Source organism: Brevundimonas sp., from assembly GCF_051858995.1.
Taxonomy (GTDB): Bacteria; Pseudomonadota; Alphaproteobacteria; order Caulobacterales; family Caulobacteraceae; genus Brevundimonas.
In genome coordinates this window covers 304,560-318,045 of record NZ_JBHYGN010000007.1, presented here as the reverse complement: position 1 = coordinate 318,045, position 13,486 = coordinate 304,560, and the positions used below count along the sequence as shown (strand labels likewise).

The following is a 13,486-nucleotide window of genomic DNA, read 5'->3' as shown; positions in this document are numbered from 1 at the left end:
CCAGATTGGGGGCAAAGCCTCGGGACGCAAGGCAATTTTTCTTATCGGTTCGATAGAGCGCCCGGAGGCCTTGCGGTTCCGGGGCGGGTGCGGTTATACGCGGCCCGCAAAACGGAGACTCCTCATGGAGATACGCGAAGGCTTCACCTTCGATGATGTTTTGCTCGAACCCGGCCCGTCCGAGTTCATGCCGGCGATGGTCGATGTCTCGACCCAGCTGACCCGCGACATCAAACTGAACATCCCGCTGCTGTCGTCCGCCATGGACACGGTGACGGAAAGCCGCCTGGCCATCGCCATGGCGCAGGCGGGCGGTCTGGGCGTCCTGCACCGCAACATGACCATCGAGGAGCAGGCCGATCAGGTCCGCGCCGTGAAGCGCTATGAAAGCGGAATGGTGGTCAATCCGGTCACCGTCGGTCCCGAGACGACGCTGGGCGAGGTTCGCCAGATCGTCGAGCGCAAGAAGATCACCGGCTTCCCGGTCGTCGATCCGAAGTCGGGCAAGCTGGTCGGCATGCTGACCAACCGCGACATGCGGTTCGAGAGCGACCTGAACGTCAAGGCCGCGGCCCTGATGACCACGGGCGACCTGATCACGGTGCGCGAGGGCGCCAGCCGTGAAGAGGCCCGCGAACTGCTGCGGACCCGCAAGATCGAGCGGGTCATCGTGGTGGACGAGGACTATCGGGCCGTTGGCCTGATCACCATGAAGGACATCGAGAAGGCGCAGGCCTTCCCGAACGCCGCCAAGGACGAGCAGGGTCGCCTGCTGGTCGGCGCCGCCTCGACGGTCGGCGACTCCGGCTTCGAGCGGGCCATGGCTTTGGCCGAAGCGGGCGTGGACGTGGTGGTGATCGACACCGCCCACGGCCACTCGGCCTCGGTCGCCGCCGTGGTGGAGCGCATCAAGCGTGAGAACAACCGCCTGCAGATCATCGCCGGCAATGTGGCCACCTATGACGCCACCCGCGCCCTGATCGACGCGGGCGCCGATGCGGTGAAGGTCGGCATCGGCCCGGGCTCGATCTGCACCACCCGCATCGTCGCGGGCGTGGGCGTGCCCCAGCTGACCGCCGTGATGGACTCGGCCCGCGCGGCCAAGGGCACCGGCGCCTCGGTCATCGCCGACGGCGGGATCAAATATTCGGGCGACCTGGCCAAGGCCATCGCGGCCGGCGCGAACGTGGCCATGATGGGCTCGATGTTCGCCGGCACCGACGAAAGCCCCGGCGAGGTCTTCCTGTACCAGGGGCGGAGCTACAAGTCGTACCGCGGCATGGGCTCGGTGGGCGCCATGGGCGCCGGCTCGGCGGACCGCTATTTCCAGAAGGAAGTGTCGTCCGAGAAGCTGGTCCCCGAGGGCATCGAAGGCCAGACCCCGTACAAGGGGCCGATCAGCCCCGTCCTGCACCAGCTGGTCGGCGGCCTGCGCGCCTCGATGGGCTATGTGGGCGCCGGGACCATCAAGGACTTCCAGGATCGAGCGCGCTTCGTGCGCATCACCGGGGCGGGGCTTCGCGAGAGCCACGTCCATGACGTGATGATCACGCGCGAGGCTCCGAACTATCGTCAGGGCTGAACCAGGGAGGGCAAGCCATGGATATGACGCCTGAATTCATTCTGCTGGCTTTCACCCTCATCCTGGCCCTGATCCAGATCGGCGCGGCGGGGATGGCCCGCACCGCCGAGCTGGGTGCGAAGTGGAACGCGGGTCCGCGCGACGGTGAAAATCCGCCGCCGGGCAAGCTGGCCGGTCGCCTGATGCGGGCCCAGTCCAATCTGTTCGAGACCCTGCCGCTGTTCATCGGCGCGGTGGTCATGGCCAGTATCGAGGGCAAGTTCGGTCTGCTGACCGCGCTTGGGACCCACCTCTATTTCTTCGGGCGGCTGATCTATCTGCCGCTCTACGCCTTCGGCGTTCCCTATGTCCGCTCGCTGGTCTGGCTGGTCGCCACCGGCGGGCTGGTGATGGTGATCGTCGCCCTGTTCGTTTGAAAGACCTGACTTGACCCCAGCCGCCCGCCTCGCCGCCGCCGCCTCGATCCTGGACAGCATCGCCCAGGGCCGTCAGCCCGCCGAAGCCGCCCTGAAGGCCTGGGGCGTCGCCAATCGCTACGCCGGGTCGAAGGATCGCCGGGGCATCGCCGACCGGGTCTACAAGGTGCTGCGGGCGCGCGGGCGTCTGGCCTGGGCCATGGGCGGGCGCGAGGATGGCCGGGCGCTGGTGATCGGCTCGCTGAGCCTGATCGACGGCCTGTCTCTGGACGAGATCGAGGCCCTGCACTCGGGCGACGGCTATGGCCCGCGTCCGCTGTCGAAACAGGAGCGCTCGCGCCTGACCGCCGCCGGTGAAGGCGAGCTGCCCGGCTGGGTGGCTTCGGGCCTGCCCGAGTTCGTGGTCGAGGACTTCAAGACGACCTACGGCGACCGCTGGGCGGAAGAAGCCCGCGAGCTGATGGCCCCGCGCGCGCCGATCGACCTGCGGGTGAACGGCCTGCTGGCGACGGTGTCGGATGTCGAGGCTGATCTGAAGGACGCGGAGCTGGCCCCCGAGCCGACGCCTTTCTCGACCTTCGGCCTGCGCCTGCCCAGCGAGCCGCCGCCGAACGTGCAGGCGCTGGAGGCCTTTAAACAGGGCCATATCGAAATCCAGGACGAGGGCAGCCAGATCGTCGCCTGGCTGGCCGGCGCCCGGCCGGGCATGACGGTGGTCGACTATTGCGCGGGCGGGGGCGGCAAGACGCTGGCCCTGGCCCAGGCCATGCAGGCGCAGGGCACGCTGGTCGCCTGTGACGTGGTGCAGAAGCGTCTGGACAATATCCGGCCGCGGCTGGCCCGCGCCGGGGTGGCGGCGGACCTCTGCCTGCTGGGCCAGAATGGCGGCGGGATCGAGGATCTGAACGGCCAGGCCGATCTGGTTCTGGTCGATGCGCCGTGCAGCGGTTCGGGCACCTGGCGCCGGCGTCCGGAGGATGCGTGGCGGCTGACGGCCGATGAGGTGGAGAAGCTGCACGCCCTGCAGGTCCGCATCCTGTCGCAGGCCTCCCAGTTGGTGAAGCCGGGCGGGCGGCTGGTCTATGTCACCTGCTCGATGCTGAGCCGCGAGAACGAGGCCTCGATCACGGCCTTCGAGGCGGCGCATCCGGAGTTCACGCCGGTGACGGTGGCCTCGGCCCTGTCGGAAGCGGGGCTGACCGTCCCGGGCGGAGAGACTCTGGCGGCCAAGGCGGACGGGCACCGGCTGCGCCTGTCTCCGGCGTCCACGAACACCGACGGCTTCTTCGTCGCCCTGTACGAGCGCGCTTCGTGAGCGGCGGCCGGCGCATGGAGCGATACGGCGACGTCTCGGTCCTCTGCGTCATGGCGGCCCCGGCGGAGTACGGCGCCCATCTGAAGGCGCGCATCCAGCCGCTGATGACCGGCATCGGTCCGGTGGAAGGCGCCATCGCCCTGACCGCCGAACTGGCGCGGCTGGAGGCGAGGGGAGACCTGCCCGATCTGGTGCTGTCGCTGGGCTCGTGCGGCTCGCCGACGCTGGAGCATGCGGCGGTCTATCAGGCGTCTTCGGTGTCTTATCGCGACATGGACGCCAGCGCCCTGGGCTTCGAGAAGGGCCGCACGCCGCTGCTGGACCGGCCCGCTGTGATGCCGCTGCCGTGCCCGATCCCCGGTGTGCCGATCGCCACCCTGTCGACCGGTGGAAATGTCGTCTCCGGCAAGGCCTATGAGGCCATCGACGCCGAGATGGTGGACATGGAGACCTTCGCCCTGCTGCGCGCCTGCCAGACCTTCGGCCTGCCTCTGGTGGCCCTGCGCGGAGTGTCGGACGGGCGCGCCGAGCTGAAGGCGCTGGAGGACTGGACCTCCACCCTGCACCACGTCGACGAGAACCTGGCGGCGGCGCTGGATCGCCTGATCGCCGTGCTGGAGGCAGACGGCCTCGCCGCCCTTGCCATTGCCGTCACGGACGGCCAAGACCCCGCCCATTCCACGCCCTCCCCGGAATCGCTCGCATGACCCAGCCGACCCACCAGAAAGTTCTCATCGTCGACTTCGGCAGTCAGGTGACGCAGCTGATCGCGCGCCGTCTGCGCGAGGCCAGCGTCTATTGCGAGATCCATCCCTACGCCAAGGCCGAGGCCGCCATGGCGGCGATGAACCCGGCGGCGATCATCCTGTCCGGCGGGCCGGAGAGCGTGCACGAGGAGGGTAGCCCGCGCGCGCCGCAGTCGGTGTTCGAGGCGGGCGTGCCGGTTCTGGGCATCTGCTACGGCGAGATGACCATGTGCGAACAGCTGGGCGGCAAGGTCGAGGGCGGCCACACCCGCGAGTTCGGTCGCGCCGCGATCACCATCGAGAAGACCTCGCCCCTGCTGGCCGGCCTGGCTCCGGTGGGCGAGGACGAGGACGTCTGGATGAGCCATGGCGACAAGATCGTCGCCATCCCGGAAGGCTTCGACGTCGTCGCCTCGTCGTCGGGATCGCCCTATGCGGTGATCGCCGATGAGAAGAGACGCTTCTATGGCGTTCAATTCCATCCCGAAGTCATGCACACGCCGCGCGGCCATGAGATGCTGAAGAACTTCACCCACGGCATCGCCGGGCTCAAGGGCGACTGGACCATGGCGGCCTATCGCGACGAGAAGATCGCCCAGATCCGCGAACAGGTCGGTGACGCCAAGGTCATCTGCGGCCTGTCGGGCGGCGTGGATTCCTCGGTGGCCGCGGTGCTGATCCACGAGGCCATCGGCGACCAGCTGACCTGCGTGTTCGTGGACACTGGCCTGCTGCGCAAGGATGAGGCGAAACAGGTCACCACACTCTTCCGCGAGCACTACAACATTCCGCTGATCCACGTTGATGCGTCGAAGGAGTTTCTTGGCGAGCTGGCCGGCCAGTCGGACCCGGAAACCAAGCGCAAGACCATCGGTCGGGTGTTCATCGAGATCTTCGACCGCGAGTCCGCCAAGATCGAAGGCGCCGAATTCCTGGCCCAGGGGACGCTCTATCCGGACGTGATCGAGAGCGTGTCCTCGTCCAGCGGCAAGGCTCACGTCATCAAGAGCCACCACAACGTCGGCGGCCTGCCGGACTATATGAAGCTGAAGCTGGTCGAGCCGCTGCGCGAACTGTTCAAGGACGAGGTCCGGGCCCTGGGCCGCGAGCTGGGCCTGAGCGACGCCTTCGTCGGTCGCCACCCCTTCCCCGGACCGGGCCTGGCCATCCGCATCCCCGGCGAGATCACCCCGGAAGCGGTCGCCACGCTGCAGGAGGCCGACGCCATCTATCTGGACGAGATCCGCAAGGCCGGCCTGTACGACGACATCTGGCAGGCCTTCGCCGTGCTGCTGCCGGTCAAGACCGTCGGCGTCATGGGCGACGCCCGAACCTATGAGAAGGTGCTGGCCCTGCGCGCTGTCTCGTCGACCGACGGCATGACGGCGGACTTTTACCAGTTCCCCTGGGACATGCTTGGCAAGACCGCCACGCGCATCATCAACGAGGTCCGCGGCGTGAATCGCGTCGTCTACGACGTGACGTCGAAGCCCCCCGGGACGATCGAGTGGGAATAGTCCCGACCCTTCGGTAGCATTCGGTATCGCTTCCGAAACAGCCTCTAAAGGCCTGACAACATTGTGAATTCTGTCGAGACCCTTCGGAGCCATTCGGAGGGTCTTTTTCCGTTTTGTCGGACTGCGCGACGGTACGCGGCTGCATTGATCTGGCGGACTCGGGCTCATACCGTTGTGACATCGGGCCCCGCCCTGACGGTATTTATTCCCAGCAAGTCGTTGAGATAACTAGGAAAAAACCGTCTCGGCGTGACCGAATTCGAGGATCGACGGACAGAGGCGATTATACCGTGCTTACCGACACCGCACTGAAGAATTTGCGTCCGAAAGCAAGGGCTTACAAGATTACCGACAGGGACGGCATGTACGTCTATGTCTCGACGGGCGGCGCAATCTCATTCCGCTACGACTATCGCTTCAACGGCCGTCGAGAGACCTTGACGCTCGGTCGCTACGGTCGGGCCGGACTGACGCTGGCCCAAGCCCGCGAGCGGCTTATCGAGGTGAAGAAGGCGATCGCGGACGGGGTGTCGCCCGCAGTCGAAAAGCAGCGCGCCAAACGTCGCCTGAAGGAAGCTCAGGATTTCGCACAGGTCGCCCAAGGCTGGATGGACCGCGCGCCGATGGCGGACAGCACCCGCGACATGCGCCGGGCCATCTTCAATCGGGACGTTCTGCCAAAGTGGAAGAACCGCCTGCTGAGCGAGATCACACCTGACGACCTGCGGGCGCACTGCAAGACGATTGTGGATCGCGGGGCGCCCGCCACGGCGATCCACGTCCGGGATATCGTCAAACAGATCTACGGCTGGGCCATCCTCCACGGTGAGAAGATCGACAACCCTGCGGATGACGTGGGTCCGGCTTCGATCGCCACCTTCCGACCGCGCGATCGGTCACTCAACCCAGCCGAAATCCGGATCATGCTGATGCTCTTGGGTGAGGTGGCGACCCTGCCGACCATCAGGCTCGGCTTGAAGTTCATCCTGCTCAGCATGGTTCGGAAGAGCGAACTTCAGGACGGGGTCTGGACCGAGGTGGATTTCGACATTGCGGTCTGGTCGATCCCGGCTGCGCGCATGAAGCGCTCACGCCCTCACAACGTCTACCTCTCCACCCAGATGCTCGACATCCTCGTCGCTCTGAAGACCTGCGCCGGCAACTCGAAATACATCCTGCCGTCGCGCTATGACGCCGATGCGCCGATGTCGCGGGCGACTTTCAACCGCGTCACCAGTGCGATCGCTGAAAGGGCCGGAAAAGGTAACCTTCCGCTCGAGCCCTTCGGCGACCATGCCGGCGTCATGCAGCCGGTTTATCGCGAACTTCAGGGACAGTTCGATCGCATGTCGGCAGTTGTACAGGATCGGCATGGCGAGAGAGTCCCGACTGCCGAACATCTTCTTGTCGATGACGGCCACAACGAGTTCGCGCGCAGCCTCGATGTAGCCGTCGATATAGGCCTCCTCGCTGCCCTGAACGCCGATACAGGCGTTCCAGAGCCCATCGGGGATCGTCTCGAAGAAGGGGTCGGGGTTTGGAGCAGGTTCGGGCTGGGCGACGTCGGTCATGAAATCCGAATGGGCCAACGTCGGCAAGTCGGCAAGCGCGCCGAATGTCGTATCGCAATCTTCGCTCCATCGAATACGACGATGCCCCTGAAGCGCTAAGGGCGCCGTCAGGGGCTTCGGCTGCTGGCCAAGCGCAAGGCGATCAAGCGGACCCATCCGGTGCGGGTGATCGTGGACGCCGAGAACGACGCCCATGAGATCAGCCTCGACGAGAACATGACCCGCGAGGCCATGCATCCCGCCGACCAGTTTGAGGCCTTCCAGCGGCTGGCCGCCGAGAAGGGCTACGGCCCCGAGGAGATCGCCGCCCGGTTTGGGGTGTCCGCCCATGTGGTGCGTCAGCGTCTCCGGCTCGGGTCAGCGGCTCCGGAGTTGATGGCGGCCTGTCGCCCGAAGCGGACGCGCGGCTGGAGGAGATCGACAAGGCCTTGCAGGCCTTCGGCCCTGACTTCGACTATGCCGCCGAGGCCAAGGCGCGGGCGGGGGTCGTGGTGATGCTCGGCCACGACGGTCTGGCCCGTTTCGAGCGCGGACTGGTCCGGGCCGAGGACGCGGTGGCGCCGCCCCCGGAAGAGGACGCGGTCGAGGACGACGGTGGCGATGCCGACGCCGAGAGAGGCGGCCGCGCGCCGGAGCCGGAAGAGGTCGGGAGCGCCCTGTCCGACCGGCTGGTCATCGACCTCACGGCCCACAAGACCATGGGCCTGCGCGACGCGGTGCAGGCCGATGTGGGCGCAGCGCTGGCGACCGTGGTCCATGCCTTGGCGCTGCAGGTTTTCTATCCGGGATATGGCCTCTGGACGCCGCTTCAGCTTCGACTGTCCGTCAGCGGTCTGGAGCGGCTGGCGCCTGGGGTGGAGGACGGGCCTGCCGGTCGGCGCGTTCGGGGCCGGTGTGAGGCTTGGGGCGCGCGACTGAACGTCGTCACGCCCGGAGATATGGTTCTTCTCGGCGACACCATGGAGCGCCATGCCCTCTGGCGTCCGTCCCGCTTTGTCGGGACCGCGTTTGACGACAGCCCTGACCCGCCATTCCGCCTGGACGCTTGCGCGTCTGGCCCTTTGGCCTCCGCCCCGAAAGCCTTCGGCCGCGCCGCTCCATCCCTGGCTGGGGGATGCCGCAGATCTTCCGCCGGGGAAGTATGGACAGGTGCACCGTCTCGCCAACTGCCAGCTTTTCTGGAGCGATTGTTTGCGCGCGAGGGCCGCCGACCTGATCCATCCCCTGCTCAGTCAGCCCGTAATGGAGCACTGCCTCGCGATCCCCGCCGATCGCCTGACGTTGGGTCCGAGAGACCGCGGCCTTGCGCGCAAAGCCTTCGCGGGCCGTTTACCGCCGTCCATCGCCCAGCGTCGTGACAAGGGTGATCTGGGCCGGTTCTACGGACACGTCGTCCAGCGCAGCCTTCCGGACCTGCGTCCCCTTCTGATGGACGGGCTGATGGTCGAGCATCGATTGTTCGATCGGGTGGAGCTCGGTCGGGATCTGGAGCCTGAACGTCTCTTATGGAGTCCCGGCGCCAACCGGCCCTTGCTGCTCGGGGTGCTCGAGGTCTGGGCGCAGCGCTGGACGCAGCGGCTCGAGGCGCGCTGGCGGACCGAGATATCGAGCCAGCCAATCCAGGATGCGCGCGTGTAGGTCCCTCACATTGCCGGGGCTCTCATAGACATGACCCTCGCCATAGTAGGTCACCAAGGCCGCTTCGCGGTTCAGTCGATAGAGTGCGCTGAACAGCGCGCCCATACGGGCGTTCTCCTGATCGCCCTCAGCGAGAAGCGTGGGGGTTCTCAGACGTTCGACGCTGAAGAGAGGGCTCTGGGCGACGTAGTTCTCCGGGGAGGTTGAGAAGGCGCCGAACCGCCCTTGGCCCGTCTCGCCCCAGCCGGCCATCTGTCCGACCGGAACGCCCTCGTCCGGGGACACGCGGAAGAAGGGCGGCAGTTCCATCGAGCGCGTCAGCTCCGGGTAGCCGCTGGTGGCGATCACGGCCTTGAAGCGGTCCGACTGGGTCGCAGCGCGCAGGCTCGAATATTCGCCGCTCGCGCCGTCGGAGGTGTTTCCGACCCTCACCCGGGTCTCGGCGCCATCATAGTCGTCTCTGAGGATGATATTCACGACGCCGCCGACAGCGTCGGCGCCGTAAAGGGCGGAGGCTCCGTCCAACAGGATATCGACGCGCTCGACTGCGGCGGTGGGGATTGTCGAGACATCGACGAAGTCGCCTTTGGCCCCCGTACCCGCGAGCCTGCGTCCATTGATGAGGACGAGCGTGGCGTCACTGCCCAGACCGCGTAGGTTGACGCCATTGGCGTATGTCGAGTTCGTGCCGGAGCGATCGCCGCCGTTTCCCAGTGCGCCTTCGTTCGCCGTGCCGCCGAAATTCTGCGGCAAGCTCGCGAGCAGTTGGGCCACGGTTGCGCGGCCATTCCGATCCATCTCGTCCCGGGTCACCGTAACGACTGGCGAGGGGCCGTCGGCGACCCCCCGGATGAGGCTTCCCGTGACGACAACATCCTCAATCTCGACAGCCTCATCTGTCGCGTCCGCCCTTGCGTCCGGATCGTAGACAACCAGGGTATTGGGACTCGTGCGCCGCGCGCGCAGGCCCGTGCCCTGCAGTAGCGTGGTCAGCGCCTGATCGGTCCGCAGCGCGCCGCTGACGCCCGCAGACTGACGGCCGGCTACGAGGTCTGTGGAATAGAGGATTTGCTCGCCGCTCTGCGTGGCGAACAGCGGAAGAGCGGTTTGTAGCGGGCCCGCCGGGACCCGGAACTGGACGGCAGGGGATTGTGCCTGGGCGACGACAGGCATTGCCGCCGCGACAGCGAGTGCTCCGAATGCAGACGAACAAAGACCGATACGCATAATAATCCCCCGAAATGGATATCCGCACAGACGCGGTTCGGGGAAGAGACGAAGGGGCGTGGCAAAACCCCTCAGCGCACGCTCGCATTTTTCGCGGGGGCGTCACGAATGACGATCTGACCGGAAGCCGTGCGGTTGGCGACAACCGGATAGAGCTCGGTCAGCGCGGACACGAAGCCCTCCACATCGCCCGTGTTGAAAGCGCCGCTGACAGCGATATCGGCGATGGCGGGCGCATCCAGGACGACCTTGGACGCGGTGTAGCGATTGACCTCGGCCACAGCGGCTTCGACGGTGTCGCCGGCGAAGATGAGGCGGCCGACTGTCCAACTGGTTTCTGAGGCCGCATCCACCGACCGGACGGCTGGACGAGGCGAGGCGGTGACAATCTGCTGGCCCGGGGCGAGGGACCACCGCGGCGTGGCTTGCCCCCGGTCTACGACATCGACCTTGCCTTCGACGAGCGTCACCTGCGCGCCGCCGCCCGCGCGGCGGACGTCAAACCGTGTTCCCAAAGCGGTGACGTCGGTCGCGCCGGCGCGAACAACGAAGGGGCGGGCGGGATCGCCCTCCACATCGAAGAAGGCCTGGCCGCTCGCCAGCTCCACAGCACGGCGAACCTGCTTGAGGTGCAGCCGGTCGACAGGCGCGTCGGCCGCTGTGACCCACATAGGAATCGCCCCTTGCATCGCCCGGTCCCGGAGGGCCATCCGGCGTCGCTCGTCGCGAACCAGGTTTAGCGCGACGCGAAGAAGCAGAGCCTTGGGGTGGCGGATATCTTCGAGGAGATAGGGAGCCAGGCGAAGATAGGTTTCCTGCACCACATCGGCGGCTTCATCGGCGCCCACACGTCCGCGCAGCCGCCTTCCCAACCACCCCGAATAGCGTCGGTAGAGCCCATTCAGGCTCGCCGCAGCGCCCGGATCCATCTCCTTCACATCGCTCAAGGCGACCTCCCGCCGGTTTTCAGGAGGCAGGAATCCGAGAGCGCGCCCGCCACGACCGGGCGCACACAGGGGTGCGCCGCGGTCACCAGCGGACGGACGCCGCGCGTCGAGGCGCGGTCGTAAAGATTGAGCTTCGCACAGGGGATTCCCGGCCCCTTCGACGCAAGCGCCGACGGCCGACAATGAATCAAAGCGAGTCCCGGTGCAAGGCGGAGGGGTCGGGCGAGGAATCCTCTGCGAAGAGGCCCGCTACTTCAGGGCGAAACGCCGCCTCCGCCACTGACGGACCCCGGCTCAAGTTGCGCCCGTATCTGACGGCGCCCGACGCCGGACTGTGTAAGCGGTCGCCAAAGCAGGGGCAATCAGTCTCTGGCGCTGGCTTCGATCCTAAGGGGCGGCGGGCCGACGTCGATTCTCCGCAACTTTCTTGCGGAGAATGCGCAACTCGCCTGTGTTGCTCGTGGCTGCTGGTCCGTTCAGCCTTCACCGGTCAATCGCGAGTGAAATCATGGCTCCGAACCTCCAACCGAATGTCGGCTCTCGAGTTTTCGCCTTGAGCCCGCGAGAGCTTGAGTGCCTGTTGTGGGTCAGTCGCGGCAAGAGCTCGGGAGATATCGGCGCCATCCTCGGATTGTCGCCGCGCACGGTCGACAGCTACCTTGAGAAGGTGTGCTCGAAGCTGCGCGTGCGCACCCGGATAGAGGCCGTCGCGGTCGCGGTGGGGGCCGGGGTTATCGAACCGGAGTGACATCGTTGGTCACACGCGATACGCGAGTTTTCCACTGAGAATCGGATCATGATTGCGCACCTGAACGGTGATCATGTCGCTTATGCCCGGAGACGTCGTCCAAGCTTTCGCCGGGGAGATCGCATCACGCGATGTGCGTCGCCTCGAATCCTATCTGTCGGAGCAGGTCGCGGCCCAGTTCGACATCGCGGGCGAACTTGTCGGACGTACGGCGCTTCTCGGCTTCTGGCGTCGGCTCTTCCAGAGCTATTCGCTGTTCGAACTTCACATCCTCAAGTCCGTCACCCAGGGCGAGCTGGTCATCGCCGAAAGCCTCTATCTGCTGGCCGCGAACCGTGGCCTCGTCATGAACGTCCGCGCTATCAACGTTTTCGAGGTTGAGAAGGGCGTGATCACTCGGTGGCGCGATCACGCCGATCTGGCCGAGGTGCCTCTGGTAGAGAAGGATCGTTGGCGTCGCCTCAGCGTCGCCCGTTGGTGAGGAGGGGAGGGGGCGGGCCGGGAACTTCTGTGTGAAGCTCGACGTCTTCACCCGTGATCGCCGCCGACGCAGAACGTCCCCTGGCTCAAGATCAAAGGCTATCCGGTCGAGGCCCGCCGGGGACCATCTTAGCCGCAGTAGGAACCAAGCCAAACCCCTGAGTGCGGTGCGCGCGCCAGAGCTTGCGGGCGCGCTCCGACGCCGCTCGAACGCCGCCAGTTGATCGGTCCACCCTCTGAGCCGCGGAACGCAGGACGAGGCTTGACAGGCCGGGGTGGTCGCGGCCGGTAGGGGGGGTGCAGTGCGAAGTCAGGATCCGGGATGAACACGTCTGAACTTCGCGACGGCCTCGAAGCCCAACAGGTCTGGATCTATTTCGCCGCCGTGATCGTCGCGACGGCCATTGGGTTCGTGATCCCGGGCACGGCGGTGCTGGAATCGGCGATCAATCCGGCGCTGGCCCTGATGCTGTTCGTCACCTTCCTGCAGGTGCCCGTCGCCGCCCTCGGCCGGGCGCTTCAGGAGTTGCGGTTCCTGGGCACCTTGCTGGCGGTGAACTTCATCGCCGTGCCCCTGCTCGTCCTGGGCCTGATGCAGTTCCTGCCGGCCGATCCCCTGATCCGTCTCGGCGTGCTGATGGTGCTGCTCTGTCCATGCATCGACTATGTCGTGACCTTCGCTCATCTGGGTCGCGCGGACGCCCGGTTGCTCCTGGCCTCGACCCCGGTGCTGCTGATCGCCCAGATGGCGCTCCTGCCCATCTATCTGCGTCTGTTCCTCGGCGCCGAGGCGGCGGCCTATGTGCAGCCAGGTCCGTTCATCCACGCCTTCGTCTGGCTGATCGCCATCCCGTTCGTTCTGGCGGCGCTGGTCCAGACCTGGGCGGCCCGCAGCAAAACGGGCGAGCGAGTCTCATCTGGTCTCGGCCTGGCGCCGGTGCCGGCCACGGCCTTGGTGCTCTTCATCGTCGTCGCCGCGGTCATGCCGCAACTCGGACAGACCCTCGACCGGACCCTGAGTGTCGTGCCGGTCTATGTCGCCTTCTCCGTGCTGGCGCCGCTCATCGGATGGGCCGTGTCGCGGCTCGCACGGCTGACGCCGGAAGCCGGCCGCGCCGTCGCCTTCAGCGCGGGGACCCGCAACTCGCTCGTGGTCCTGCCGCTAGCCCTGGTCGTGCCCGGCGCCATCCCCCTGGTCCCGGCCATCATCGTCACCCAGACCCTGATCGAGCTCCTGGCGGAGTTGGTCTACATCCGCGGCATCCCCGGGCTGGGACGTCGGCCAGCCTGATCAGGGGA

13 protein-coding genes and 1 pseudogene are annotated in these 13,486 nt (G+C 66.5%); 10 read left to right on the top strand and 4 right to left on the bottom strand.

The features are described from left to right. Window positions 1-124: 124 nt before the first annotated feature. The 6 genes from guaB (at window position 125) to ACTIEF_RS06310 (ending at window position 7,246) form a co-directional block, all read left to right on the top strand. Window positions 125-1,582: an IMP dehydrogenase gene (guaB, locus tag ACTIEF_RS06335; RefSeq protein ID WP_439471270.1), complete on the top strand. Its 1,458-nt coding sequence runs from the start codon at window positions 125-127 to the stop codon at window positions 1,580-1,582. A 17-nt stretch (window positions 1,583-1,599) separates the two neighbouring features. Then, window positions 1,600-1,998 (top strand): MAPEG family protein, encoded by a 399-nt coding sequence (locus tag ACTIEF_RS06330; protein WP_439471269.1) that lies wholly within the window; start codon window positions 1,600-1,602, stop codon window positions 1,996-1,998. Window positions 1,999-2,008: 10 nt separating this feature from the next. Beyond that, window positions 2,009-3,313, top strand: coding sequence for an RsmB/NOP family class I SAM-dependent RNA methyltransferase (locus ACTIEF_RS06325; RefSeq protein ID WP_439471268.1), 1,305 nt, complete (start codon window positions 2,009-2,011; stop codon window positions 3,311-3,313). Beyond that, the gene (locus tag ACTIEF_RS06320) at window positions 3,310-4,020 is read left to right on the top strand and encodes a 5'-methylthioadenosine/S-adenosylhomocysteine nucleosidase (RefSeq protein WP_439471267.1); all 711 of its coding nucleotides are present in this window, start codon (window positions 3,310-3,312) and stop codon (window positions 4,018-4,020) included. The genes ACTIEF_RS06325 and ACTIEF_RS06320 overlap by 4 nt, the downstream gene beginning before the upstream one ends. Then, window positions 4,017-5,576 (top strand): glutamine-hydrolyzing GMP synthase, encoded by a 1,560-nt coding sequence (guaA, locus tag ACTIEF_RS06315; protein ID WP_439471266.1) that lies wholly within the window; start codon window positions 4,017-4,019, stop codon window positions 5,574-5,576. Before ACTIEF_RS06320 ends, guaA begins: the two co-directional genes overlap by 4 nt. Before the next feature lie 290 nt (window positions 5,577-5,866). Then, window positions 5,867-7,246 carry a tyrosine-type recombinase/integrase gene (locus ACTIEF_RS06310; protein ID WP_439471265.1) on the top strand — a complete coding sequence of 460 codons (1,380 nt, stop codon included), beginning with the start codon at window positions 5,867-5,869 and terminating at the stop codon, window positions 7,244-7,246. 239 nt (window positions 7,247-7,485) lie between these two features. Here the strand turns inward: ACTIEF_RS06310 and ACTIEF_RS06305 are convergent, their stop codons facing one another. After that, a complete protein-coding gene (locus ACTIEF_RS06305) occupies window positions 7,486-7,905 on the bottom strand; it encodes a hypothetical protein (protein WP_439471264.1) in 420 nt (139 codons plus the stop codon). A gap of 211 nt (window positions 7,906-8,116) precedes the next feature. Here ACTIEF_RS06305 and ACTIEF_RS06300 point away from each other — a divergent pair. Then, window positions 8,117-8,467 (top strand): annotated as a pseudogene (locus ACTIEF_RS06300) (hypothetical protein); the annotation flags it as partial. A gap of 9 nt (window positions 8,468-8,476) precedes the next feature. Here the strand turns inward: ACTIEF_RS06300 and ACTIEF_RS06295 are convergent. From ACTIEF_RS06295 to ACTIEF_RS06285, 3 genes are all read right to left on the bottom strand, one after another. Beyond that, window positions 8,477-8,599, bottom strand: a complete 123-nt coding sequence (locus tag ACTIEF_RS06295; protein WP_439471513.1) for a hypothetical protein — start codon at window positions 8,597-8,599, stop codon at window positions 8,477-8,479. Window positions 8,600-8,650: 51 nt separating this feature from the next. Next, complete coding sequence (locus ACTIEF_RS06290; RefSeq protein ID WP_439471263.1) at window positions 8,651-10,012, bottom strand: TonB-dependent receptor plug domain-containing protein; 1,362 nt, start codon at window positions 10,010-10,012, stop codon at window positions 8,651-8,653. 71 nt (window positions 10,013-10,083) lie between these two features. Further along, a complete protein-coding gene (locus ACTIEF_RS06285; protein ID WP_439471504.1) occupies window positions 10,084-10,950 on the bottom strand; it encodes a FecR domain-containing protein in 867 nt (288 codons plus the stop codon). 445 nt (window positions 10,951-11,395) lie between these two features. Here ACTIEF_RS06285 and ACTIEF_RS06280 point away from each other — a divergent pair, with 445 nt between their 5' ends. From ACTIEF_RS06280 to ACTIEF_RS06270, 3 genes are all read left to right on the top strand, one after another. Continuing rightward, complete coding sequence (locus ACTIEF_RS06280; protein ID WP_372692903.1) at window positions 11,396-11,707, top strand: helix-turn-helix domain-containing protein; 312 nt, start codon at window positions 11,396-11,398, stop codon at window positions 11,705-11,707. Window positions 11,708-11,780: 73 nt separating this feature from the next. Beyond that, the gene (locus ACTIEF_RS06275; RefSeq protein ID WP_313003958.1) at window positions 11,781-12,188 is read left to right on the top strand and encodes a nuclear transport factor 2 family protein; all 408 of its coding nucleotides are present in this window, start codon (window positions 11,781-11,783) and stop codon (window positions 12,186-12,188) included. 321 nt (window positions 12,189-12,509) lie between these two features. After that, complete coding sequence (locus tag ACTIEF_RS06270; RefSeq protein ID WP_134581266.1) at window positions 12,510-13,478, top strand: arsenic resistance protein; 969 nt, start codon at window positions 12,510-12,512, stop codon at window positions 13,476-13,478. Window positions 13,479-13,486 lie beyond the last annotated feature (8 nt).